13 protein-coding genes are annotated in these 18,219 nt (G+C 49.5%); 3 read left to right on the forward strand and 10 right to left on the reverse strand.

The window, feature by feature from the left end:
- Nucleotides 1-16 precede the first annotated feature (16 nt).
- The 5 genes from ACXAG2_RS06000 to rapA form a co-directional block, all read right to left on the reverse strand.
- On the reverse strand, nucleotides 17-1,357 hold the full coding sequence (locus ACXAG2_RS06000; RefSeq protein ID WP_474865159.1) for an AmpG family muropeptide MFS transporter: 1,341 nt from the start codon (nucleotides 1,355-1,357) through the stop codon (nucleotides 17-19).
- An 88-nt stretch (nucleotides 1,358-1,445) separates the two neighbouring features.
- Nucleotides 1,446-1,766, reverse strand: a complete 321-nt coding sequence (locus ACXAG2_RS06005) for a hypothetical protein (RefSeq protein ID WP_474845164.1) — start codon at nucleotides 1,764-1,766, stop codon at nucleotides 1,446-1,448.
- Between the two features lie 136 nt (nucleotides 1,767-1,902).
- Nucleotides 1,903-2,784: a DUF3530 family protein gene (locus tag ACXAG2_RS06010; RefSeq protein WP_474865161.1), complete on the reverse strand. Its 882-nt coding sequence runs from the start codon at nucleotides 2,782-2,784 to the stop codon at nucleotides 1,903-1,905.
- Between the two features lie 56 nt (nucleotides 2,785-2,840).
- Nucleotides 2,841-3,566: a pseudouridine synthase gene (locus ACXAG2_RS06015; protein ID WP_474852521.1), complete on the reverse strand. Its 726-nt coding sequence runs from the start codon at nucleotides 3,564-3,566 to the stop codon at nucleotides 2,841-2,843.
- Between the two features lie 2 nt (nucleotides 3,567-3,568).
- On the reverse strand, nucleotides 3,569-6,394 hold the full coding sequence (gene rapA, locus ACXAG2_RS06020; RefSeq protein WP_474865163.1) for an RNA polymerase-associated protein RapA: 2,826 nt from the start codon (nucleotides 6,392-6,394) through the stop codon (nucleotides 3,569-3,571).
- 324 nt (nucleotides 6,395-6,718) lie between these two features.
- Between rapA and ACXAG2_RS06025 the strand changes: the two genes are divergently transcribed.
- A complete protein-coding gene (locus ACXAG2_RS06025; protein ID WP_119500020.1) occupies nucleotides 6,719-8,116 on the forward strand; it encodes a PhoH family protein in 1,398 nt (465 codons plus the stop codon).
- A gap of 40 nt (nucleotides 8,117-8,156) precedes the next feature.
- On the opposite strand, the gene ACXAG2_RS06030 is transcribed toward ACXAG2_RS06025, so the two are convergent.
- The 3 genes from ACXAG2_RS06030 to ACXAG2_RS06040 form a co-directional block, all read right to left on the reverse strand.
- Nucleotides 8,157-9,071, reverse strand: coding sequence for a hypothetical protein (locus ACXAG2_RS06030; protein WP_474865165.1), 915 nt, complete (start codon nucleotides 9,069-9,071; stop codon nucleotides 8,157-8,159).
- Nucleotides 9,072-9,217: 146 nt separating this feature from the next.
- On the reverse strand, nucleotides 9,218-10,603 hold the full coding sequence (cysG, locus tag ACXAG2_RS06035) for a siroheme synthase CysG (protein WP_474865167.1): 1,386 nt from the start codon (nucleotides 10,601-10,603) through the stop codon (nucleotides 9,218-9,220).
- 149 nt (nucleotides 10,604-10,752) lie between these two features.
- Nucleotides 10,753-12,480 carry a DEAD/DEAH box helicase gene (locus ACXAG2_RS06040; RefSeq protein ID WP_474865169.1) on the reverse strand — a complete coding sequence of 576 codons (1,728 nt, stop codon included), beginning with the start codon at nucleotides 12,478-12,480 and terminating at the stop codon, nucleotides 10,753-10,755.
- A 187-nt stretch (nucleotides 12,481-12,667) separates the two neighbouring features.
- Here ACXAG2_RS06040 and prsT point away from each other — a divergent pair, with 187 nt between their 5' ends.
- Nucleotides 12,668-15,448 carry an XrtA/PEP-CTERM system TPR-repeat protein PrsT gene (gene prsT / locus ACXAG2_RS06045; protein ID WP_474865171.1) on the forward strand — a complete coding sequence of 927 codons (2,781 nt, stop codon included), beginning with the start codon at nucleotides 12,668-12,670 and terminating at the stop codon, nucleotides 15,446-15,448.
- A gap of 86 nt (nucleotides 15,449-15,534) precedes the next feature.
- Here the strand turns inward: prsT and ACXAG2_RS06050 are convergent, their stop codons facing one another.
- A complete protein-coding gene (locus ACXAG2_RS06050) occupies nucleotides 15,535-16,347 on the reverse strand; it encodes an ion transporter (protein WP_303573822.1) in 813 nt (270 codons plus the stop codon).
- A gap of 113 nt (nucleotides 16,348-16,460) precedes the next feature.
- On the opposite strand from ACXAG2_RS06050, the gene ACXAG2_RS06055 reads away from it, so the two are divergent.
- Nucleotides 16,461-16,628 carry a hypothetical protein gene (locus ACXAG2_RS06055; RefSeq protein ID WP_474865173.1) on the forward strand — a complete coding sequence of 56 codons (168 nt, stop codon included), beginning with the start codon at nucleotides 16,461-16,463 and terminating at the stop codon, nucleotides 16,626-16,628.
- 71 nt (nucleotides 16,629-16,699) lie between these two features.
- Here the strand turns inward: ACXAG2_RS06055 and tolC are convergent, their stop codons facing one another.
- Entirely contained in the window at nucleotides 16,700-18,079 is a 1,380-nt protein-coding gene (gene tolC, locus ACXAG2_RS06060) for an outer membrane channel protein TolC (RefSeq protein ID WP_474865175.1), read from the reverse strand.
- Nucleotides 18,080-18,219: the final 140 nt, after the last annotated feature.

Genomic DNA, 18,219 nt, shown 5'->3' on the forward strand with positions numbered 1-18,219 from the left:
TACCAGAAACCCGGCATTATTGTGCCTGCTGTTCTGCTTTCATAATGTGGGGTTTTATCGCCCGCAAAAACAATAAACTGGGTATTACCATCAAGGCGGTAATGATGAAAAAGGTCGACCAGTCGCCGTCCAGCTTATCCACTATGTAACCACTGCCTGATGCCAGCAGGTTTTTCCCTGCCACACTTAACGACGCCATTAATGCGTACTGGGAGGCTGAAAAGGTGCGGTTACACATCAGCGAGATGAACGCGACCATGGCAACGGTACTCCAGGCGGCTGTGAAACCGTCGACGATAATCGTCAGAGCAAATAAGGTTTTATCCGGCCCCACCCGGGCCATCAGTGAAAACATCAGATTGCTGGCTGCCATGGCAATACCGGCAATAAACAACCCGCGATAAATGCCGTAGCGGATGGTTACCATACCGCCTATGACGGAAAACAATATGGTCACCCACCAGTTCAGTAGTTTGGAATAACCGCCAATTTCACTTTTACTGAATCCCAGCTCAATATAGAACTGAAGACTCATGCGTCCCAGAAAGGCTTCACCGATTTTAAACAGGAAGATGAAGAGTAATAGTGATAATGCCAGCCTTGTTCCGTTACGGGTAAAAAATTCGCGGAATGGTTCTGCCAGAGTAACAAAAAACCACGCGCCGGCTTTTTGCACAAAGCCTGCACTTTGCGGATCAGCGCCCAGGGCTTTCTGGTAATATTCTGTTGCAGCTTTGAGCTGTGCTGCACGGTCTGTAACCGGCTCCTGTGCAAACAGGGTGAATATCATAATGGTGCCCATTACGCCGGCCATCAACAAATAGATGTCATTCCAGGCCCAGCCTGTCCAGTCGGCAATGAAGAAAGGCAGTGCACCCAGACCGCCGTAACCGGTCCACCAACCGGCGGTAGCCATAGATGATCCTGCAGCCAGTTTCTCTCTTTCATCATCGTTAATAATATCGATCCGGTAGGCATCAATCGCGATATCCTGAGTAGCGGAACACAGAGCGATACTGAGACCAAAAAGGGCAACGTAGAATAATGAGTGAGTGGCGTTCAGCATACTCATCATTACACAGCAGGCTACGATGATTCCCTGCATCAGAAAAATCCAGCCTTTGCGCTGATCTAGCCAGGGCAGACGGATACGATCCAGAAGGGGGGACCAGAGAAAATTTATCGCATAAACCGCAAAAATACTGCCGAATAAGCTGATATCTGTACGGGATAAACCTTCATCTTTTAACCAGGCTGTCATAACAGAACTGATCATGACCCAGGGAAATCCGCTGGCAATACCGAACACAAAAATACTGAAAAGTCGCCGGTCAGCAAAGGACTGGATAAAACGCATAAGAAAACTTACCGGTCAGTAACCAAAAGAGTATTTGATCATGTAACGGGAGGAAACACAACCGCCGTTAGCAATTGTGAAAGGTCGTTCAGGGACGGATGCCTACGCAGTCGAGAGGACAGGCACCTTTGCCTTCCAGAAAAGCGGTGCAGGTGGTCAGTTCTTCCACCAGAAAGGGGTCGTACTTGAGTTTTTCTTCAGACCAGAAGTGAAGTTGATGCAGTACATGCCAGAATACACGTTCTCTTTGAGTGTATGGTTGATCGAGGTCGTAATGAACCAGGCTCCATTCTTCCATAGTGTCCCAGAAGAATATTTCTACCTCAGAATGTGGGATTTCGTCTTGCCAAAAACCGCGAAGATAAAAGCATAGCTGCGCGGCCTTGGTATCAACAAATGACAAAAGCATAGTCGGCGCTGCCTGATACCCAAATGATTAGTTAGTATAGTCGTTAACAGGGTATTTTGTGTGATTTGTAAACAAAAGTAAACAGGCTTTTGATTTCCTTGTAAAAAATCACCATTGACTTCCGCTTTGAAGCGCTTTACCAGCCGAGGTAATTTACCCAGCCATAAATTTCTTTGCTGAGGCTGTTACTGAACGCCGAGTTTCCGAACGTGCTGGCGAGATTTACTGATGCACCTAATTGCTTCTGCCGGTAGTGAAGTTTTAGCGCTTTCGTGGCGTCTGTCCGGCGGATAGCAGGGGCTCCGGCAGTCCAGGGAGTCGAACCCGGCAACTGTAAATCAAGTACCGGAAATAATGTACTGGCAAGTTGCTCTGATATATTTTGCTGAAGGCCACTTTGGGGCCAGTAGGGGCTTATCACCACCAGCCCATCGGGCGGGGGCACATTATCGGTAACGGCCAGGGAGAGAAATTGCGCTGCGCCCATTCCCTGACTGATCACCAGTCTGAACCCGGGTACATCATCCACACTGCGAAAGACTGCACCGGCTATCAACGCCATCATCGTCTGACTGGTACCGGCATCGGCTACCGGTGAACCCGCCCAGGCACGGGGATGCATCAGTGCACTCAGCGTATCACTGTCGCTTTGCAACTCATCACTTCCGGTGCCGTCCGCAGGGGGAGCTGTTTCTGCGACAGGGGGTGTTGCCAACGGATTTAAACTTACCGGAGACGGAACGATGCGGGTGTGCCAGCCCCATTGATTAAGTCTGGCAGCCAGTTGTTGCGCATTTTGTAAGGTCAGGCCCTGGTAGCCCGTATCCATAAAAATAATCGCCACACCGCGACTGAGGGTAGTGGTGGGCTGCGCGGAGAAAACCGGAATGTCTTCTTCACCGGCGAGTACGGTTTCGTACTCAGACGGCAAATACTGCTGACGAATATCGTCTGCAAGTATGCCGGCCCGTGTACTGCCGGTCAGCAATAAAAGAAAACACACTATAGAGCGGAACACTGCGACTCCGGTTAACAAATCTGGCTAAACAGGTTATCGGCAGTGCGAAGCAAAACTTAATCCGGGTTGATGTCGTCTGAACCCGGAAGTGGCAGCGTGTCAGGTTGATAGTCCATGAATGGCACATCGCTGGTAAACCGTTTCCATTCTCCCGAAGAAGGATGTTGCAGGATCAGCGTTTCGGCATGGAGCTGAAGGCGGGGAGCCTTCGCTCTGGCTTCATCATGAGCATATAACCTGTCACCCAGAATGGGATGACCTAGTGACAGCATGTGCACCCGTAATTGATGAGAGCGGCCGGTGACCGGCAACAGCTCAACCCAAGTTTCCCCGTCAAGACGTTTGATAACACGGTAATGTGTTAGTGAGGGCTTACCATTCTCAAAGTCTACTTTCTGTTTGGGGCGGTTTGGCCAGTCCACAATCAGTGGCAGGGTTATACTTCCCTCATCATCCGCCACAGTGCCATCAACCCTGGCGTAGTAACGCTTTTTCGTCAGCCTGTCCTGAAACTGCTTCGAGAGCCGGCGGTGAGCCTCTTTATTAAGTGCCATTACCATAATGCCGGAGGTTGCCATATCCAGCCGGTGAACCACGGTGGCAGAAGGCAGCACTTTTTGCACGCGGCTGATAAGTGCATCTTTGTGTGCGGGCTGGATACCCGTCACACTTAGCAGGCCACTTTGTTTATTTGCCACCACAATGTCATTGTCGTAATACACCAGCGACAAAAAAGGTGACATGGGCGGATCGTAAATAAACGGCTTTTTACCGGCGGGCATACTCACGGATTATTCACCACGATACGCAGGCCTTCCAGTTGAACTGTTGCAGACTGCAGCGCGGCGGTTAAGCCCGTCAGCTGGGTCTCAATAAATTCGATTTCACTGTCCCGTATTGACGGATTCTGTGCTTGTAAATCCCGTAAGCGGCGGGCTTCTGCGCTAAGGGTTGCCTGCATGGTTTCAATGGCATCATGCTGAATTTGGTTCGCTTGTTGCTGAGCCGCTGCGGTGGCTTTTTCAATGTGCAGTGTCAGCGGTTGTTGCAATGCCTGAATCAGTTGCTGAACAATTTTTCTGCCGGCTTTACGGGGGGCATCAAAGACAAGATCTACCGGTTTACCGTGTCCGTCGGTACAAATGCGCAGCGGTGTTGCCGGCAGGAAGCGGCCCGGTTGCAACTGGCGATCTGCATTTGCCTGAAGTACAAACAGTGACTCAAGCCAGAATGCCCCTTTCGGCAAACCTTTATCAGCGATAAACCCGACACTGGCTTTACCCAGTACATCCGTTAACACCATATCGATGGCATTGTGGACCAGCGGATGATCCCAGCTTAAAAAGTGCACATGCTCAAGCGTGGTGGCAATGCGGCGGCGGTAGGTGACTGTCATACCTTCAGGATCCAGTCCCGGAAGATGGTTAACCATCGATTCTGAGGGGGTCAGAATGAAACAGTCGTTACCTTTTTCTTCCTGATTAACGCCAAGGGCATCAAACAGGCGGCCCATGAAGCGGGACAGCTCAACAGATGCATCCTGCTCAACAATTTCTTCGAGCAGCCCGTCTACCTTACCTTCCCCTGACGCATTTAATTCCAGCAGACGATCGCGGCCGGCATCCAGTCTGGCTTTTAGTGTGTCATTCAGGGCTTTACTGGTGGTAACCAGTTCAGAAACCAGCGCATCGTTTTCAGGGTCAAGACAGGCTTCCACTAATTGCGCCTGCACTTCTTCGAATACACCTGAGCCTGTGGGGCAGGTATGTGAGAATGCGCCTAAACCATCACGATACCATTTCAACAGCACTTCCTGGGCAGACTGACTGATGTAAGGCACGTGAATTTGAATATCTTTTGTTTGACCTATGCGGTCCAGACGACCGATACGCTGTTCCAGTAAGTCCGGTGTAAGCGGTAAATCAAACAGTACCAGATGATGGGCAAACTGGAAGTTACGGCCTTCGCTGCCAATTTCACTACACAGTAAAATCTGCGCCCCTTCTTCCGGGTCGGAGAAATAGTGAGCCGCTTTATCCCGCTCTACAATACTCATGCCTTCATGAAATACACTCTGGCGAATACCGCTGCGGGTTCTGATCACTTCACCCAGTTGCTGTGCGGTGCGTTTGTCGGCACAAATCAGCAGTACTTTGGCAGGGCGGACAGAGGGTAAAAATTCCAGCAACCAGTCAACACGGGGATCGTTATCGGTCCAGCTGTTAACCAGCGCGCTCTGTCGTTCCGGATATAACGCGTCGAAGAGTTCACCGCCGCAGACGGCACTGTCGTACATTTCCGGCAGAGGCAACGGATAGCTGTTCAGCATTCTTACCGGGAAGCCTTCAATACCGGCGCGACGGTTACGGAATAACAACCGGCCTGTGCCGTGTGTATCAATCAGCTGACTAAGAATGGCTTTACGCGTAGCCGGTTCATCCATATCGCTGTAGCGGCCGGTTATCTCAGGAGCGAGAGACGTGAGTTTTTCTCTCGCGTCTGCAGATAATGGCTCGTCTGTAAGTAACGGTGACACTGCTTCTGCCAGTGCACTGTACTGACTTTCTTCTTCGAGGAAGTGATTGTAATCATGGAACCTGGCAGGATCTAACAGTCGCAGTCGGGCAAAGTGGCTCTCATGTCCCAGCTGATCAGGGGTAGCTGTTAACAGCAGAACGCCGGCGGTGATTTCTGCCAGAGCCTCAATGCGCTGATATTCTTCAGAGGGGGCATCCGTGGACCATGCCAGGTGATGGGCTTCGTCGACAACCAGTAAATCCCAGCCTGCATCCAGCGCTTGCTGGTGGCGTTTAGGATTGTCTTTTAAGAAACTGATACTGCACAGTACCAGCTGGTCGTTCTCAAACGGGTTCGTGCCCGATTCGTCCAGCGCATCGCAACGGCTTTCATCAAAAATGGCGAAGGCCAGATTTACCCGGCGCAGCATTTCAACCAGCCACTGATGGACCAGAGAGTCCGGTACCACAATGAGTACCCGCTGTGCCCGGCCGGTTTTTAACTGGCGGTGAATAACCAGTGCGGCTTCAATGGTTTTACCCAATCCCACTTCATCGGCAAGCAATACCCTTGGTGCATGACGGTTGCCCACTTCAGAGGCAATATGTAACTGGTGAGGGATTAATTCAATCCGCGCACCGGACAAGCCAATCGTGCCTGATTTCAGGTACGCATGCTGATGTTCCAGAGCTTTCTGGCGCAGTTCGAACCACTTAGGGGTATCGGTTTGAAAGTTAAATAAACGCTGTTCCGGCTGGTTCAGCCGGATGTGGTGGTCGAGAAAGGTTTCCGGCAGTCGCGCCGTTTCTTTGGTGTCCTCACGCAATCCGTGATAAATCAGTACACCATTGCTTTCTTCTACCTTTTGTATTTGTAAAGTCCAGCCTTCTTTGCTGGTAATTACGTCGCCTTCAGTAAAGATTAGACGTGTGAGAGGGGCGTTGTCCTTCGTGTAAATACGGCTGTCACCGGTTGCAGGAAAAAGTATCTCAACAGAACGAAAATCGACGCTGAGCACAGCCCCTAAACCTAATTCAGACTCAGTGTTACTCAACCAGCGCTGACCGGCTGAAAACGTATTTACAGAACTCATATTACCACCCTTTATTTTAGCGGCCGGTATTGTACTGAACACCGCTGTACGAATAAAGCCGTGAAGCACCATACCGGGTAAGTTTCACAGAAGTGTAGCCGAAGGCTGGCGGACTGCTGATGAAATCGGGTTCGGGTTTGCCGCCCGCGCAATCAGAAAAGAAATTAATAGCCAAGCCGGGAAAACTGGATTATGGTTAATTTGAAGGTCGACGCGACATGGAGTTGAGCGTCCGGTTCGACACAGGCATCTTCTCCTTCGCGGGACTCTTGATTGCACGTCAGTAATCAGGCGGGCGAGGTTTTACTCTTGACGGAGCGAAGGATGCCAAGAAAAAAATCCACAGAAACAAAGATCTACGTTTTAGATACGAATATTCTGCTACACGAACCCCTTGCATTTCTCTCATTCAAAGAAAATGACGTTGTCGTTCCGATGACCGTTCTTGAAGAACTCGATTACATCAAAGACAGTAAAAAAGACGTTGCCCGTGATGCCAGAGTGTCTATCCGCTCAATGGAAGACTTACTCCATGACGCCACCCCGGAAGACATGCTGGCAGGCGTATCCCTTGAAGGGCTGGGTGCAGGAGAAAATAAACCCACTGGTGCACTGTCTATTTTCGCTGATTTGAATATGGCTGAATCCCAGCAAATATTTACCAGCAACGAAAATGACAACCGTATTATTAATGTGGCGCTGCATCTCCAGAAAACCTATGCACCCCAGCAAGTTGTGCTGGTGACGAAAGATCTGAACATGCGCCTGAAAGCAAAAGGCGCAGGGCTTGCTCACGTAGAAGACTACCGTACCGACCAGCTCATCACAGACATTAAATACTTGTCGAAGGGATTCCATAAATTTGAAGGCAATTTCTGGGAAAAGGTGAAATCGGTAGAAAGTCGCTCGGAAGGCAGAGACACCATCCACACGATCCCCCGTAATGTCATGGAAGATCCCTACATCAACGAATACCTGCTGGACGATACGCAGCAGTTCGCCGGTATTGTTGAGGATATGACTTCTGACACGCTGGAAGTGCTCGATTTAGGTTACGAGCGGTTAATGAGCCGTCATGCATGGGGGATTTCACCTAAGAATATTGGCCAGGCTATGGCACTGCACTCGCTGCTGGACCCGCATATTGACCTGGTTATTCTTACCGGGCCTGCCGGTAGCGGTAAAACGTTGCTGGCGCTGGCTGCCGCCCTTGAAATGGTGGTAGAGAAGAACATGTACGATAAAATTATCGTTACCCGTTCTACGCCGGAAATCGCCGAGTCCATCGGTTTCCTGCCGGGCACCGAGGAAGAGAAGATGGCCCCCTGGCTGGCAGCCATTACCGATTCGCTGGAAGTCTTGCATAAGCACGATGAAAACGCGAAAAGTTCGATGAACTACATCATGGAGAAAGCGAACATCCAGTTTAAGTCAGTAAACTTTATGCGCGGGCGAAGCATCCAGAACTCCATAGTTATTCTGGATGAATCGCAAAACCTGACGGCTGCCCAACTAAAAACCATTATTACCCGGTGCGGGGAGGGCACTAAGCTGATTTGTTCGGGTAACCTGGCACAGATAGATAGCAATTATCTGTCAGCGGTAACATCGGGGCTGACCTATCTGGTAGAAAGGTTCAAGAATTTCTCCGGCAGCGCCACGATTAATCTGGACGGGGTGGTACGTTCCCGTCTGGCAGAGTTTGCCGAGCAGGAACTCTGAGCTGAATGATTCCTTTCAGGCCGCCTCTGCGCGGCCTTTTTTACTGAATTTCTTCCAACGTATATTTTTTCTGTGCTACGGCAAATTCAGAGGTTGGCGCAATTTCACCCACTTCGTATAACGCCGGGCCGGTGGGTTCAATCAACACGTATGTCTTGCCGTCGGCTTGTATGGTTCTCTCACCTTTGCGTGGTGTAAGTGCTATGCCCAGCAGGGCGTGGTCGGGCAATAACACCAGTACCATGGCAGTGTCCGGCAGAAAGGCTCTGGCGATGGAAGCGGTTAATACGGATTTGCTGTCACAGTCACCACGGTTTTCAGCCAGCAACTGGGCGGGTGGCGCAAAGCCTGAACCGTTACTTTGTGCCCGGTTATCCAATGCGTCGTAGGGAATGCTTTGCACCCAACTGAGGAGTATATTGAAATATTCTCTGGCATCCGCCTGTGCATCCACTTTCTCGTAAAATGCCTGTGAGAGCGGGATCAGTGTGCCGGTCATCTCATTAATGTACCTTACATGATCCGGCTTGATGGCTTCCTGATTAAATGATGTGCGGTAGCGTGTGTAGTAGTGCTGGTGAAGGTAATCGTTGAATGCTTTTTCCTTCGCTTGCGCCAACTGGCCCTGAATGACTGCCAATTTTTCCTTATTACGGGATTTTACCTTTATTGATACTTTGTCGCCCTGTTGCCTGATTTGAATATTGGCGTCTTTTGGGTTGAACTGACGGGCCACATTCAGCAGCTCTACCGTTACATATCGCATGGCAAGCTCAGGACGGTAATTTTTCTGTTCCCGTGGTCCCGCTGCCAGCTTTTTATTATCCAGCGCAAAACTGACAGACTGGGTTCTGTCCTGTGCATCAAGCCACTTGTACTGGTACGTTGTCTGGCCGCCGGCAGTACTTTTTTTAAAAGCCGTTTGTTCTGCTATGGCGCCGGTAGCGGCAAACATACAACAAAACAACCAACACCGGAGCGGAGAGATATTCATTTCAGATCGTATCCATTTGCGCCCGGGCGCAATGCGTCAAAATCCGCCGGTACAACCTGCCCGGCAATTACACAGAGTATGGAACAAAACCTGAAATTAACAAAGGGTTAAGCAGTAAACCAGTCCAGCTTCTTATGCAGTGTGACTACGCTGCCCACAATTATGAGTGTCGGGGGCTTCATTTCATCCAGTTGCGGATGAGCGGTAATGGTATCCAGAGTACCGGTAATGACTTTCTGAGACTCTCTGGTTGCTTCCTGAACCAGCGCAATGGGCGTGGAAGCAGACAAACCGTGTTCAATCAGCTTGCTGCAAATAACAGGCAGGCCGGTGAGACCCATGTAAAACACGATAGTCTGATTTTGATGGGCAAGTGCCGGCCAGTTCAAATCGATGGTGCCGTTTTTCAGATGGCCGGTAGCAAAGGTAACAGACTGGGCATGATCGCGGTGAGTTAACGGAATACCGGCGTAAGTGCTGGCACCGCTGGCTGCGGTAATACCCGGCACAACCTGAAAATCGATACCGGCGGCTATCAGTTCTTCGATTTCTTCGCCGCCACGGCCAAAGATAAACGGGTCGCCACCCTTCAGACGGACAACACGGTTACCCTTTTTCGCTTCTTCGACCATCAGTGAATTAATTTGGTCCTGAGGCAGAGTATGGTTACTTTTCGCCTTGCCCACATAGATCTTTTCGGCGTCCCGGCGCACCAGTTCAAGAATGGCAGGAGACACCAGCCGGTCGTAAACCACGACATCCGCTTTCTGCATCAGGCGCAAGGCGCGGAATGTCAGCAGATCAGGATCACCCGGGCCGGCACCCACCAGATAGACCTGACCTTCAATTTTTTGTTCGCTTTGCGCTGCCGATAAGGCTTCGAGAAAACGTGCATCAGCTTTTTCTGGCTGGCCTTTTTCTACCAGCTCGGCTATGTCGCCATCCAGTACGTCTTCCCAGAAATACCGTCTGGCCGTTACGCCTTTCAGTGAGGATTTCACTTTCTCACGGAATTTTTCGGAAAAGGCGCCCAGACGGGAAATATTTGCCGGTATCACTGACTCCAGCTTCTGACGTAAATAACGCAGTAATACCGGTGCGACACCACCGCTGCTCATTGCAATAACAATGGGGGAACGGTCAATAATCGAGGGCGTGATGAACTGGCAAAGTGGTGTGTTATCTACCACATTAACCAGAATGCCTTTTTCACGGGCAATATCATGTACATGCCGATTAATGCCGGTTTCGCTGGTGGCCACAAATACCATTTGCTGATCGGTCAGATCAGTATTCGCAAATTCACGTTCAATCAGTGTGACCCGGGGATTATCCGCGTAGGATTTTACGGTGTCGCACATCCATGGCGCGACAACAGTCACGCTGGCTTCGGATTTCAGGATTAACTCCAGTTTTCGGGCTGCCACTTCTCCGGCACCTACGATAAGGCAATGAGATTGTTGAGTGTCGATAAATAACGGGAAGTAACGCATGTGCCTGTGGATCCTGTAACGCTGATAATAACGCAGTGGTGATAGGACTATTTTGACGGGATTCCGCGGAAAGAAAAGAGTTGTTTTGTGCCTTCTTATTTCCAAATGGCATATAAAAAAGGCAAGCTATAACGCTTGCCTTCGATCATTTAGTTTTTGCGGGGAGCCCGGCGCTTTGGCGGCGTATCGGACCACTCGCGGATAGACAACTTTTGTCCGGCTACGCGGGTGTTCTGCAGCAGCTCTTTGGTTTCACGGGGCATGCCCTGAGGCAAATCAACGGTGCTGAATTTATCATAAATTTCGATAGCACCAATGTTCTTACTGTTGATATTCCCTTCGTTAGCAATTGCACCAACAATGTTACCGGGCTTGGCACCGTGAGTATGACCAACATCAATACGGTAACGCTGCATGCCGGCTTCAGGCTTGCTTGAAGCGCGCTTACCACGACGGTCGCCTCTGTCTCCTCTGTCACCGCGGGGGCCACGATCACGGGGGCCGCGGTCACCACGATCTTCCCGTTGTGGTTTGCTGTGCAAATCAGGACGGTCAGATTCTTTCAGTAACAGTGGTTCGTCACCTTGCGCCAGTTTGATCAGTGCGGCAATCAAACGCTCAGGCGAAGCTTCTGTTTCCTGTTGTAAAGATTCTACGATAGGCATCAGAGATTCCAGGCTGTCATCACTGGTTGCTTCGCTCACCGCGTGCTTGAACTTGCTCAGGCGCGTTTCGTTCAATTCATTAATTGAAGGAATCGGCATACGCTCAATGGGCTGACGTGTGGTTTTCTCAATGGCGAAAAGTAAACGCTTTTCACGGTGAGAAATGAACAGAATTGCTTCACCACTACGACCTGCACGGCCTGTACGACCGATACGGTGTACGTATGACTCTGTATCGTAAGGAATATCAAAGTTAACAACGTGGCTTACACGTTCAACGTCAAGACCACGGGCAACAACGTCTGTTGCAACCAGAATGTCGATAGTACCCTGCTTGAGTTTTTCTACTGTGCGTTCACGGGCATTCTGCGGGATATCACCGTTCAGTGGCTCAACATCGTAGCCACGGGCAGACAGTTTGTCAGATAATTCAACAGTCGCCGTTTTCGTACGTACGAAAATGATCATGCCGTCAAACGGTTCCACTTCCATAATACGGGTTAACGCTTCCAGCTTATGGTGTGGTGCAACCTGGCAGTAACGCTGACGGATGGTGCTGGCCGTTGAAACTTTCGATTCAATTTTAACGTGCTTCGGATTTTTCAGGTAACGCTGGGTAATCTTTTTGATTGGTCCGGGCATGGTTGCCGAGAACAGCGCAGTCTGCTTTTCTTCCGGAGCATGACTTAAGATGGTTTCAACGTCATCGATGAAGCCCATGCGCAGCATTTCGTCAGCTTCGTCGAGAACCAGAAACTTCAGTTCACTTAAGTTTAATGTTTTGCGGTTAATATGGTCGATGATACGGCCCGGGGTACCAACAACAACCTGTACGCCACGTTTAAGCTGACGAATTTGGTTATCGTAAGACTGACCACCGTATACAGGCAGTACCTTAATTTTCTGCGAAAAGCTGGCATAAACCTGAAAAGCTTCCGCCACCTGAATAGCGAGTTCGCGGGTTGGAGCAAGTACCAGCAATTGCGGTAACTTTGCTTCCGGGTCGATATTTGCGAGCATTGGAAGGGCAAAGGCCGCAGTCTTACCTGTACCTGTTTGCGCCTGACCTAACAGGTCATGGCCTTCAAGCAGTAGCGGGATACTTTCAGCCTGGATAGGGGATGGCTTTTCATAGCCAACTTTCTCCAGAGCCTGTAGTATGCTTTCTGGTAAGTTAAGGTCTTTAAATGTCAGCTCGACAGTATTGGTCATTAATGATCCTGAATGATTATATGAAAGAGGTGGGCACGGCACACGCCGGCACGATTACCCGGAGTACCCCTGAATCATGTATCTTCTGTGAATCATGTATCTTGAGGTGGCGCGGGCTGTTTTACTAAAGAGGTATTATATTCCAGATAGGAGTGGAATACCAAACAAGAAAGTAAAGGTACAAAGGATGAATTATAACAAAACAGGAAAACGGATAATAGTGCCTCTGGCGATTGCTGCATGTTTATCTGCGGGTCTCACCGGCTGCGGCAAAAAATCCACAGAAGAACACCTCGAAGCTGCGAAACAGTTCGCCAATGCGAATAACAGTGATGCAGCCATTATCGAGTTTAAAAACGCGATAAAGAGTAATCCTAAAGCACCTGAACCCCGTTTCGAACTGGGTAAATATTATCTGCAAACCGGTGACTTTGACGGCGCTGAAAAAGAGCTTAACCGTGCACTGGATCTGGGGCAGTCTGCCTCGGAAGTGATTCCTTATCTCTCTGTGGCCTACCAGAAAACCGGGGCTGAAAATGCGCTGGCCGGTGTTGATTTTCAAATGGAAGGCATGACGGCTGTCGAATCTGCAGAAGTTGGCTTCTACAAAATGCAGGCCATGGCGCAACTGGGCAAAAATGAAGATGCGCTGGCGCTGATTGATCAGTTAGAAACCCTCGATACCAGTTCGGTGTATAAGGGGCTGGCGTTAACTTACCGCGATATTATCAATGAGAATGCAGAAGGTGCGCTCTCATCATTAAAAGCCCTGCGTGAGCAGGCACCGCAAAACAAAGATGTGTTGCAACAGTTAGGCAAACTGGCGCTGGCGACAGGTGATAAAGCGCTTGCCATGGATGCCTTCGGAGACTACGTAGAAGGTAACCCTACTGATGTAACCAGTACATTTGCTTACATCACACTGCTAATCGAAGCTGGAAAAACTGAAGATGCCGACCCGATGGTCACGGAACTGCTGAACAATAACCCCCAGCATCCGTTACTGAACCAGTATAAAGGTATCATCGAAGCCAATGCCGGCAACTATGAAAAGGCCATGAGTTTCCTTGAAACTGCCATGCGTAATGGCAATAACAATCCGGCGATCAGATTACTGGGCGGCTATGTGGCCTATCAGATGCAGGATTTTGCTGCAGCCAATGAGTACCTTTCTGAAGTGGCGCCTGCTTTACCTGCCGATCATCCTGCGTTACGCATGCTGGCCGACAGCTTGTTGCAGATGGGGCAGGGAGAAGACGCATCACAGATCCTGAACCGGGTGGAAGTTGACGGTGAAGCCGGTGCATCACTGTTTTCAAAAGCCGGTTATCAGTTGTTGCGTCAGGGCAACGTGGTAGACGCCAAAGCCATGATTGAAAAATCCGGCACCATGAGTGAAACCGCAGAAGACCTTGCCAGACTTGGTGTGCTGCAATTATCGGTTAATGATATCGACGGGTTAGTGAATCTGGAAGCTGCCGCCAAAATGGCGCCGGAGTCTGTAGTGACGCAACGTACGTTGATCACGGCTTATATGACCACAAACAAACTCGATAAAGCGAAAGCCGCATCGCTGGAATGGGCTGAAAAAGAACCGGACAACCACACGCCACACTTATTCTTGGCGGAAATTGCATTTAAGCAGGGTGACAAAGAGGGAGCCCTGGCTGAAATTGAAAAAGCCAAAGCGCTTAATCCCGGTACCACTGAAATCGATCTGGTACAGGCCAGATTGCTTCTGTCTGAAAGCGACGTGCCGGCAGCAGTGGCGGTGTTAAATGATATTCTCAAAAAAGAACCGGGTAATGTGCAGGCAAGAGATGTGTTATACACCGTCGCTGTACAGACTAATGAAGCTGATGCCGCCACCGTTGCACAAGGTGTCTATGATCAGCTTCAGAAAACGCCGGATGATCTGAATTTACGTTTATTAGCGGGCCGTACCGCCTTTGCCAATAACGAAGATGACAGAGTGATGAGTTTGCTGGCGCCGGTACAGGCTACGGTCAAGACGCCTAAGTTATACTGGAACCTCAAAGGTCAGACGCTTATCCGTCAGAACGACGTGAAAGGCGCTGCGGCACATTACGATGCGTGGCTGAAACTCTATCCTCAGGACAAAACTGCTGTGCTGGGAATGTTGTTACTGTTAGATGCACAGCAACAATATCAGCAGGGGCTGAATCTCACTAATTCATTTCTGGCGAAACAACCTGACAGTCAGGTCAAATTACTTAAAGCCCATTTTCTGGCTATGACCCGCCAACCCAAGCCTGCAAAGGCGATTCTGGATGATATGCCTGAAAACGTTAAAGCGTTGCCCTTTGTGCGCAGTATTTACGCCCGTGTTGCTATTTTGGAAGGTAAGAGCGCCGATGCTGTGAAAGATGCCATGACGGCATATGACGCCAATCCGAACAGCCAGAATGCGTTACTGGTGGTTGCAGCATACGAAACGTCTGGTCAGGCACCAAAGGTGAACCCGTTTGTAGACAGTCATCTTGAGGCACATCCGGCTGATATCCGCATTGCCATGTTAAAGGCCGAGCGGTTGATCGGCTCCGATAAAGAAGGGGCGAAATCTGTGTACGCCGGTATTTTAGAGCAAATGCCGGAGAACTTTGTGGTACTGAATAACCTGGCTTACCTGTACTACGAAGATGGTGAACTGAATAAGGCCATGGAGCTGGCCCGTAAAGCCGTTGGCCTGCAGCCTAAAAATGCGGATTCAGTTGATACACTGGCGCAGATCCTCGTTCAGCAGGACAAGTATGAGGAATCACTGTCTCTGTATGAGTCGGTGGTCAATGATCAGCCTGTTGCCGATATTGTATATCTGAACTACGTTCAGCTGTTGCTTGATATGGGCAAAAAGGAAGTCGCACGTCGCAAAATGCGCAATCAGGAATTCACGACAACCGACGGGCAGAAGCGGGCGGAACGTATCCGCGTTCGCTACAGTCTGTGATTACCCGGCATTCAAAGGTAAACAAAAATCCCCGCTGAGCCGTCAGCGGGGATTTTTTTATGCTTCACCGTGATGGATTAAACTGATCAGTCCGGTGATTTTTGTAACTTGTTTACTGTCTCACGGAGTGATTTCAGTTCGGCCATCACATCATTCAGCGTGGGCTCATTATTTTCAGCGGCGGCTTCACGGCGGGCGGCAGCGTTTTCCTGCTCCATGACACCTACCACAATACCGATTACCATATTGAGAAACGCAAACGCCGTAAAGAAGATAAAAGTGAGATAGTACAGCCAGCTGAGCGGGTACACTGCCATGGTTTCATACATGACATCCGTCCAGTCTTCAAAGGTCATTACCCTGAACAGCGTCAGCATAGAAATAGTGATATCGCCCCACAGTTCACTGTTAATTTGCTCAAATAAGGTGCTGCCAACGGCGGCATAGATGTAAAAGATGATAAACATCAGCAGCATGACATAGCCAAGCTGAGGCAAGGCTTTTACCAGTGACACCAGCAAAATCCGCAATTCCGGTATAATGGAAATCATCCTTAAAACCCTGAACACCCTGACCAGCCGCCCTACGAGAGCAAGATCGGTGCTTTCAGCCGGGATAAGGCTGACAATCACAATCAACGTATCAAACCAGTTCCAGAAGCTTTTGAAGAACTGTTTTTTATTTTTCTCGCCCAGAAAGCGAATGGTGATTTCCGTCAGGAAAAAGGCACTGATAAACCAGTCGAGTATCAAGGTGACCGAGGCAAAACCTCTTGGCATATCATAGGTTTTGGCGCCTACCAGTAAGGCGGAGATGATGATGACTGAGATGACAAAAATCTCAAATGTCTTATTAGAACGGATCCGTTCAAAGCGATTCTGGAGTTCAGTGGCTTTCATGATGTTGGCAAAATTACTACTTAAGTATAAATATTAAGAATCAAGAGTGTTTCAAAAATGCAGTTGGTTTTTCTACAATGTCATTAACGTTAACATCATCGAAGGCATGTATAATGGATGACTCATTATCAGGCTTGCAAGGAAAATTGCTGGATACCAGTGAAAAACTGGAGAATTTCATTCCCACTTCAGAGCATGCTTCCTCGCTGAAAGAGGACTTGCATGATTTGCTATCCATGCTTTCTGCGTTGCAATCCCGTTCAGCAGACCCGGGTCAGTAATCTTATTTCATGCACATACGAAAAAGCCGTTTGCCTGCTAAGGCAAACGGCTTTTGCTTTTCTCTTCACAATTAACTGTTTTCGGTATCCGCCGGACGTAAACCTTTGTTAATCATTTCAATATCCTGTGCTGTCAGCGTACCGGCAGCCTGTTTCAGATTAACCACCGCCTGAATGAAATCGTAGCGGGCACCAGCCAGGTTACGGCGGGCATCAAACAGGTTTTGCGTGCTGTCCAGTACGTCAACAATGGTTCGGGTACCCACATCGAAACCGGCTTCAGTGGCTTCAAGTGCACTGCGGGCAGAAACCACAGCCTGTTCCAGTGCGCGGATTGTCGACATCGATGCTTTCACATCGTTGAACGAGCTGCGTACTGACTGAACAGTCTGACGATAGGTCAGTTCCAGATCCTGACTGGCAGAAATGTAGTTAAACTTCGCCTGCTCAGTTTGTCCCGATACGCTCAGGCCCTGGAAGATAGGTACGTTCAGTTGCACACCAACGCTGTAGCTGTCGAGGTAAGGCGTGGTGTTGTCGATAACTTCGTTACCTACAGTCGTTGTACTGTGAGTTTTGTCTTTACCCGCAGATGCAGTTAAATCCAGTGTTGGCAGGTGGCCGGCACGGGCAGAAGAAATGTCTTCTTTCGCAATGTCCATTGCCAGGCGGTTAACCAGCAACGATAAGTTCTTCTCTTCGGCGGTTTCCAGCCATTCATCCGGGGTGGCCGGTTGTGGCATGGTTGCAGAGAAGTTCTCTGTGTTCAGTTCGTACAGTCTGTCGTGGTACTTGCCGGAAATTACACGAAGTGCTTCTAGTGCCAGCTCGACAGCATTTTCTGCCTGAATTTCCTGAGCAATGGTATTGTCGTAGTTAGCTTGCGCTTCGTGAACGTCAGTGATCGCCGTTAAGCCCACTTCAAAACGTTGCTTGGTTTGTTCAAGCTGACGTTCAATGGCACTTTTCTGAGCTTTTACAAATTCCAGGCTGTCTTTCGCACGTAACACATCAAAATACGCAGTGGTTACCCGTACAATCAGTTGCTGCATGGCAGAGGCCAGAGTGGCGTCGCTTTGTTCTGCTACTTTTTCCGCGCGGTCCAGACCTACCCAGTTAGCGTGATCGTATAATGACATGGAAAGGTTCAGGCCATAGCTGGTGGTATCATTGTCGGAGTCAATCATGGTGATACCTTCGCCTAAAAACTGGGCACGTTCAGCAGAAGACGTGGTATAACCTACGGTTCCTGAAATTTGTGGCAGCAAAGAGGCACGGCTGATCGTAATACCTGAGTAGGCAGCGTCCCGTTGCGCTTTGGCCTGATTTACAACCGGATCATTTGCCAGTGACTGCTGATATACTTGCAAAAGGTCGTCTGCAAATGCCGTTGCCGGAACACCTGCGGTAATACCTAATCCAACCATCAACGATAAGAGTGTTCGTTTCATTAATGTGCCTTCCTGTAATTATTGACGGTCCACTGGACTCATAAGCTATGAAGTGTATGAAATCACTCCGTAAACCGGTAGTCTGTTCTGGTAACAGGGCGTGTTTAACTGTAACAGAATATGTTATCGCCGCTTTTCTC

It is taken from the genome of Alteromonas sp. ABH4_456 (genome assembly GCF_056160645.1).

Excerpts from the sequence above, each read along its gene's own strand:
- ACXAG2_RS06000 (WP_474865159.1), bottom strand. The coding sequence starts at position 1,357 with ATGCGTTTTATCCAGTCCTTTGCTGACCGGCGACTTTTCAGTATTTTT.
- ACXAG2_RS06005 (WP_474845164.1), bottom strand. The coding sequence starts at position 1,766 with ATGCTTTTGTCATTTGTTGATACCAAGGCCGCGCAGCTATGCTTTTAT.
- ACXAG2_RS06015 (WP_474852521.1), bottom strand. The coding sequence starts at position 3,566 with ATGCCCGCCGGTAAAAAGCCGTTTATTTACGATCCGCCCATGTCACCT.
- rapA (WP_474865163.1), bottom strand. The coding sequence starts at position 6,394 with ATGAGTTCTGTAAATACGTTTTCAGCCGGTCAGCGCTGGTTGAGTAAC.
- ACXAG2_RS06025 (WP_119500020.1), top strand. The coding sequence starts at position 6,719 with ATGCCAAGAAAAAAATCCACAGAAACAAAGATCTACGTTTTAGATACG.
- ACXAG2_RS06030 (WP_474865165.1), bottom strand. The coding sequence starts at position 9,071 with ATGTTTGCCGCTACCGGCGCCATAGCAGAACAAACGGCTTTTAAAAAA.
- cysG (WP_474865167.1), bottom strand. The coding sequence starts at position 10,603 with ATGCGTTACTTCCCGTTATTTATCGACACTCAACAATCTCATTGCCTT.
- ACXAG2_RS06040 (WP_474865169.1), bottom strand. The coding sequence starts at position 12,480 with ATGACCAATACTGTCGAGCTGACATTTAAAGACCTTAACTTACCAGAA.
- prsT (WP_474865171.1), top strand. The coding sequence starts at position 12,668 with ATGAATTATAACAAAACAGGAAAACGGATAATAGTGCCTCTGGCGATT.
- ACXAG2_RS06050 (WP_303573822.1), bottom strand. The coding sequence starts at position 16,347 with ATGAAAGCCACTGAACTCCAGAATCGCTTTGAACGGATCCGTTCTAAT.
- ACXAG2_RS06055 (WP_474865173.1), top strand. The coding sequence starts at position 16,461 with ATGGATGACTCATTATCAGGCTTGCAAGGAAAATTGCTGGATACCAGT.
- tolC (WP_474865175.1), bottom strand. The coding sequence starts at position 18,079 with ATGAAACGAACACTCTTATCGTTGATGGTTGGATTAGGTATTACCGCA.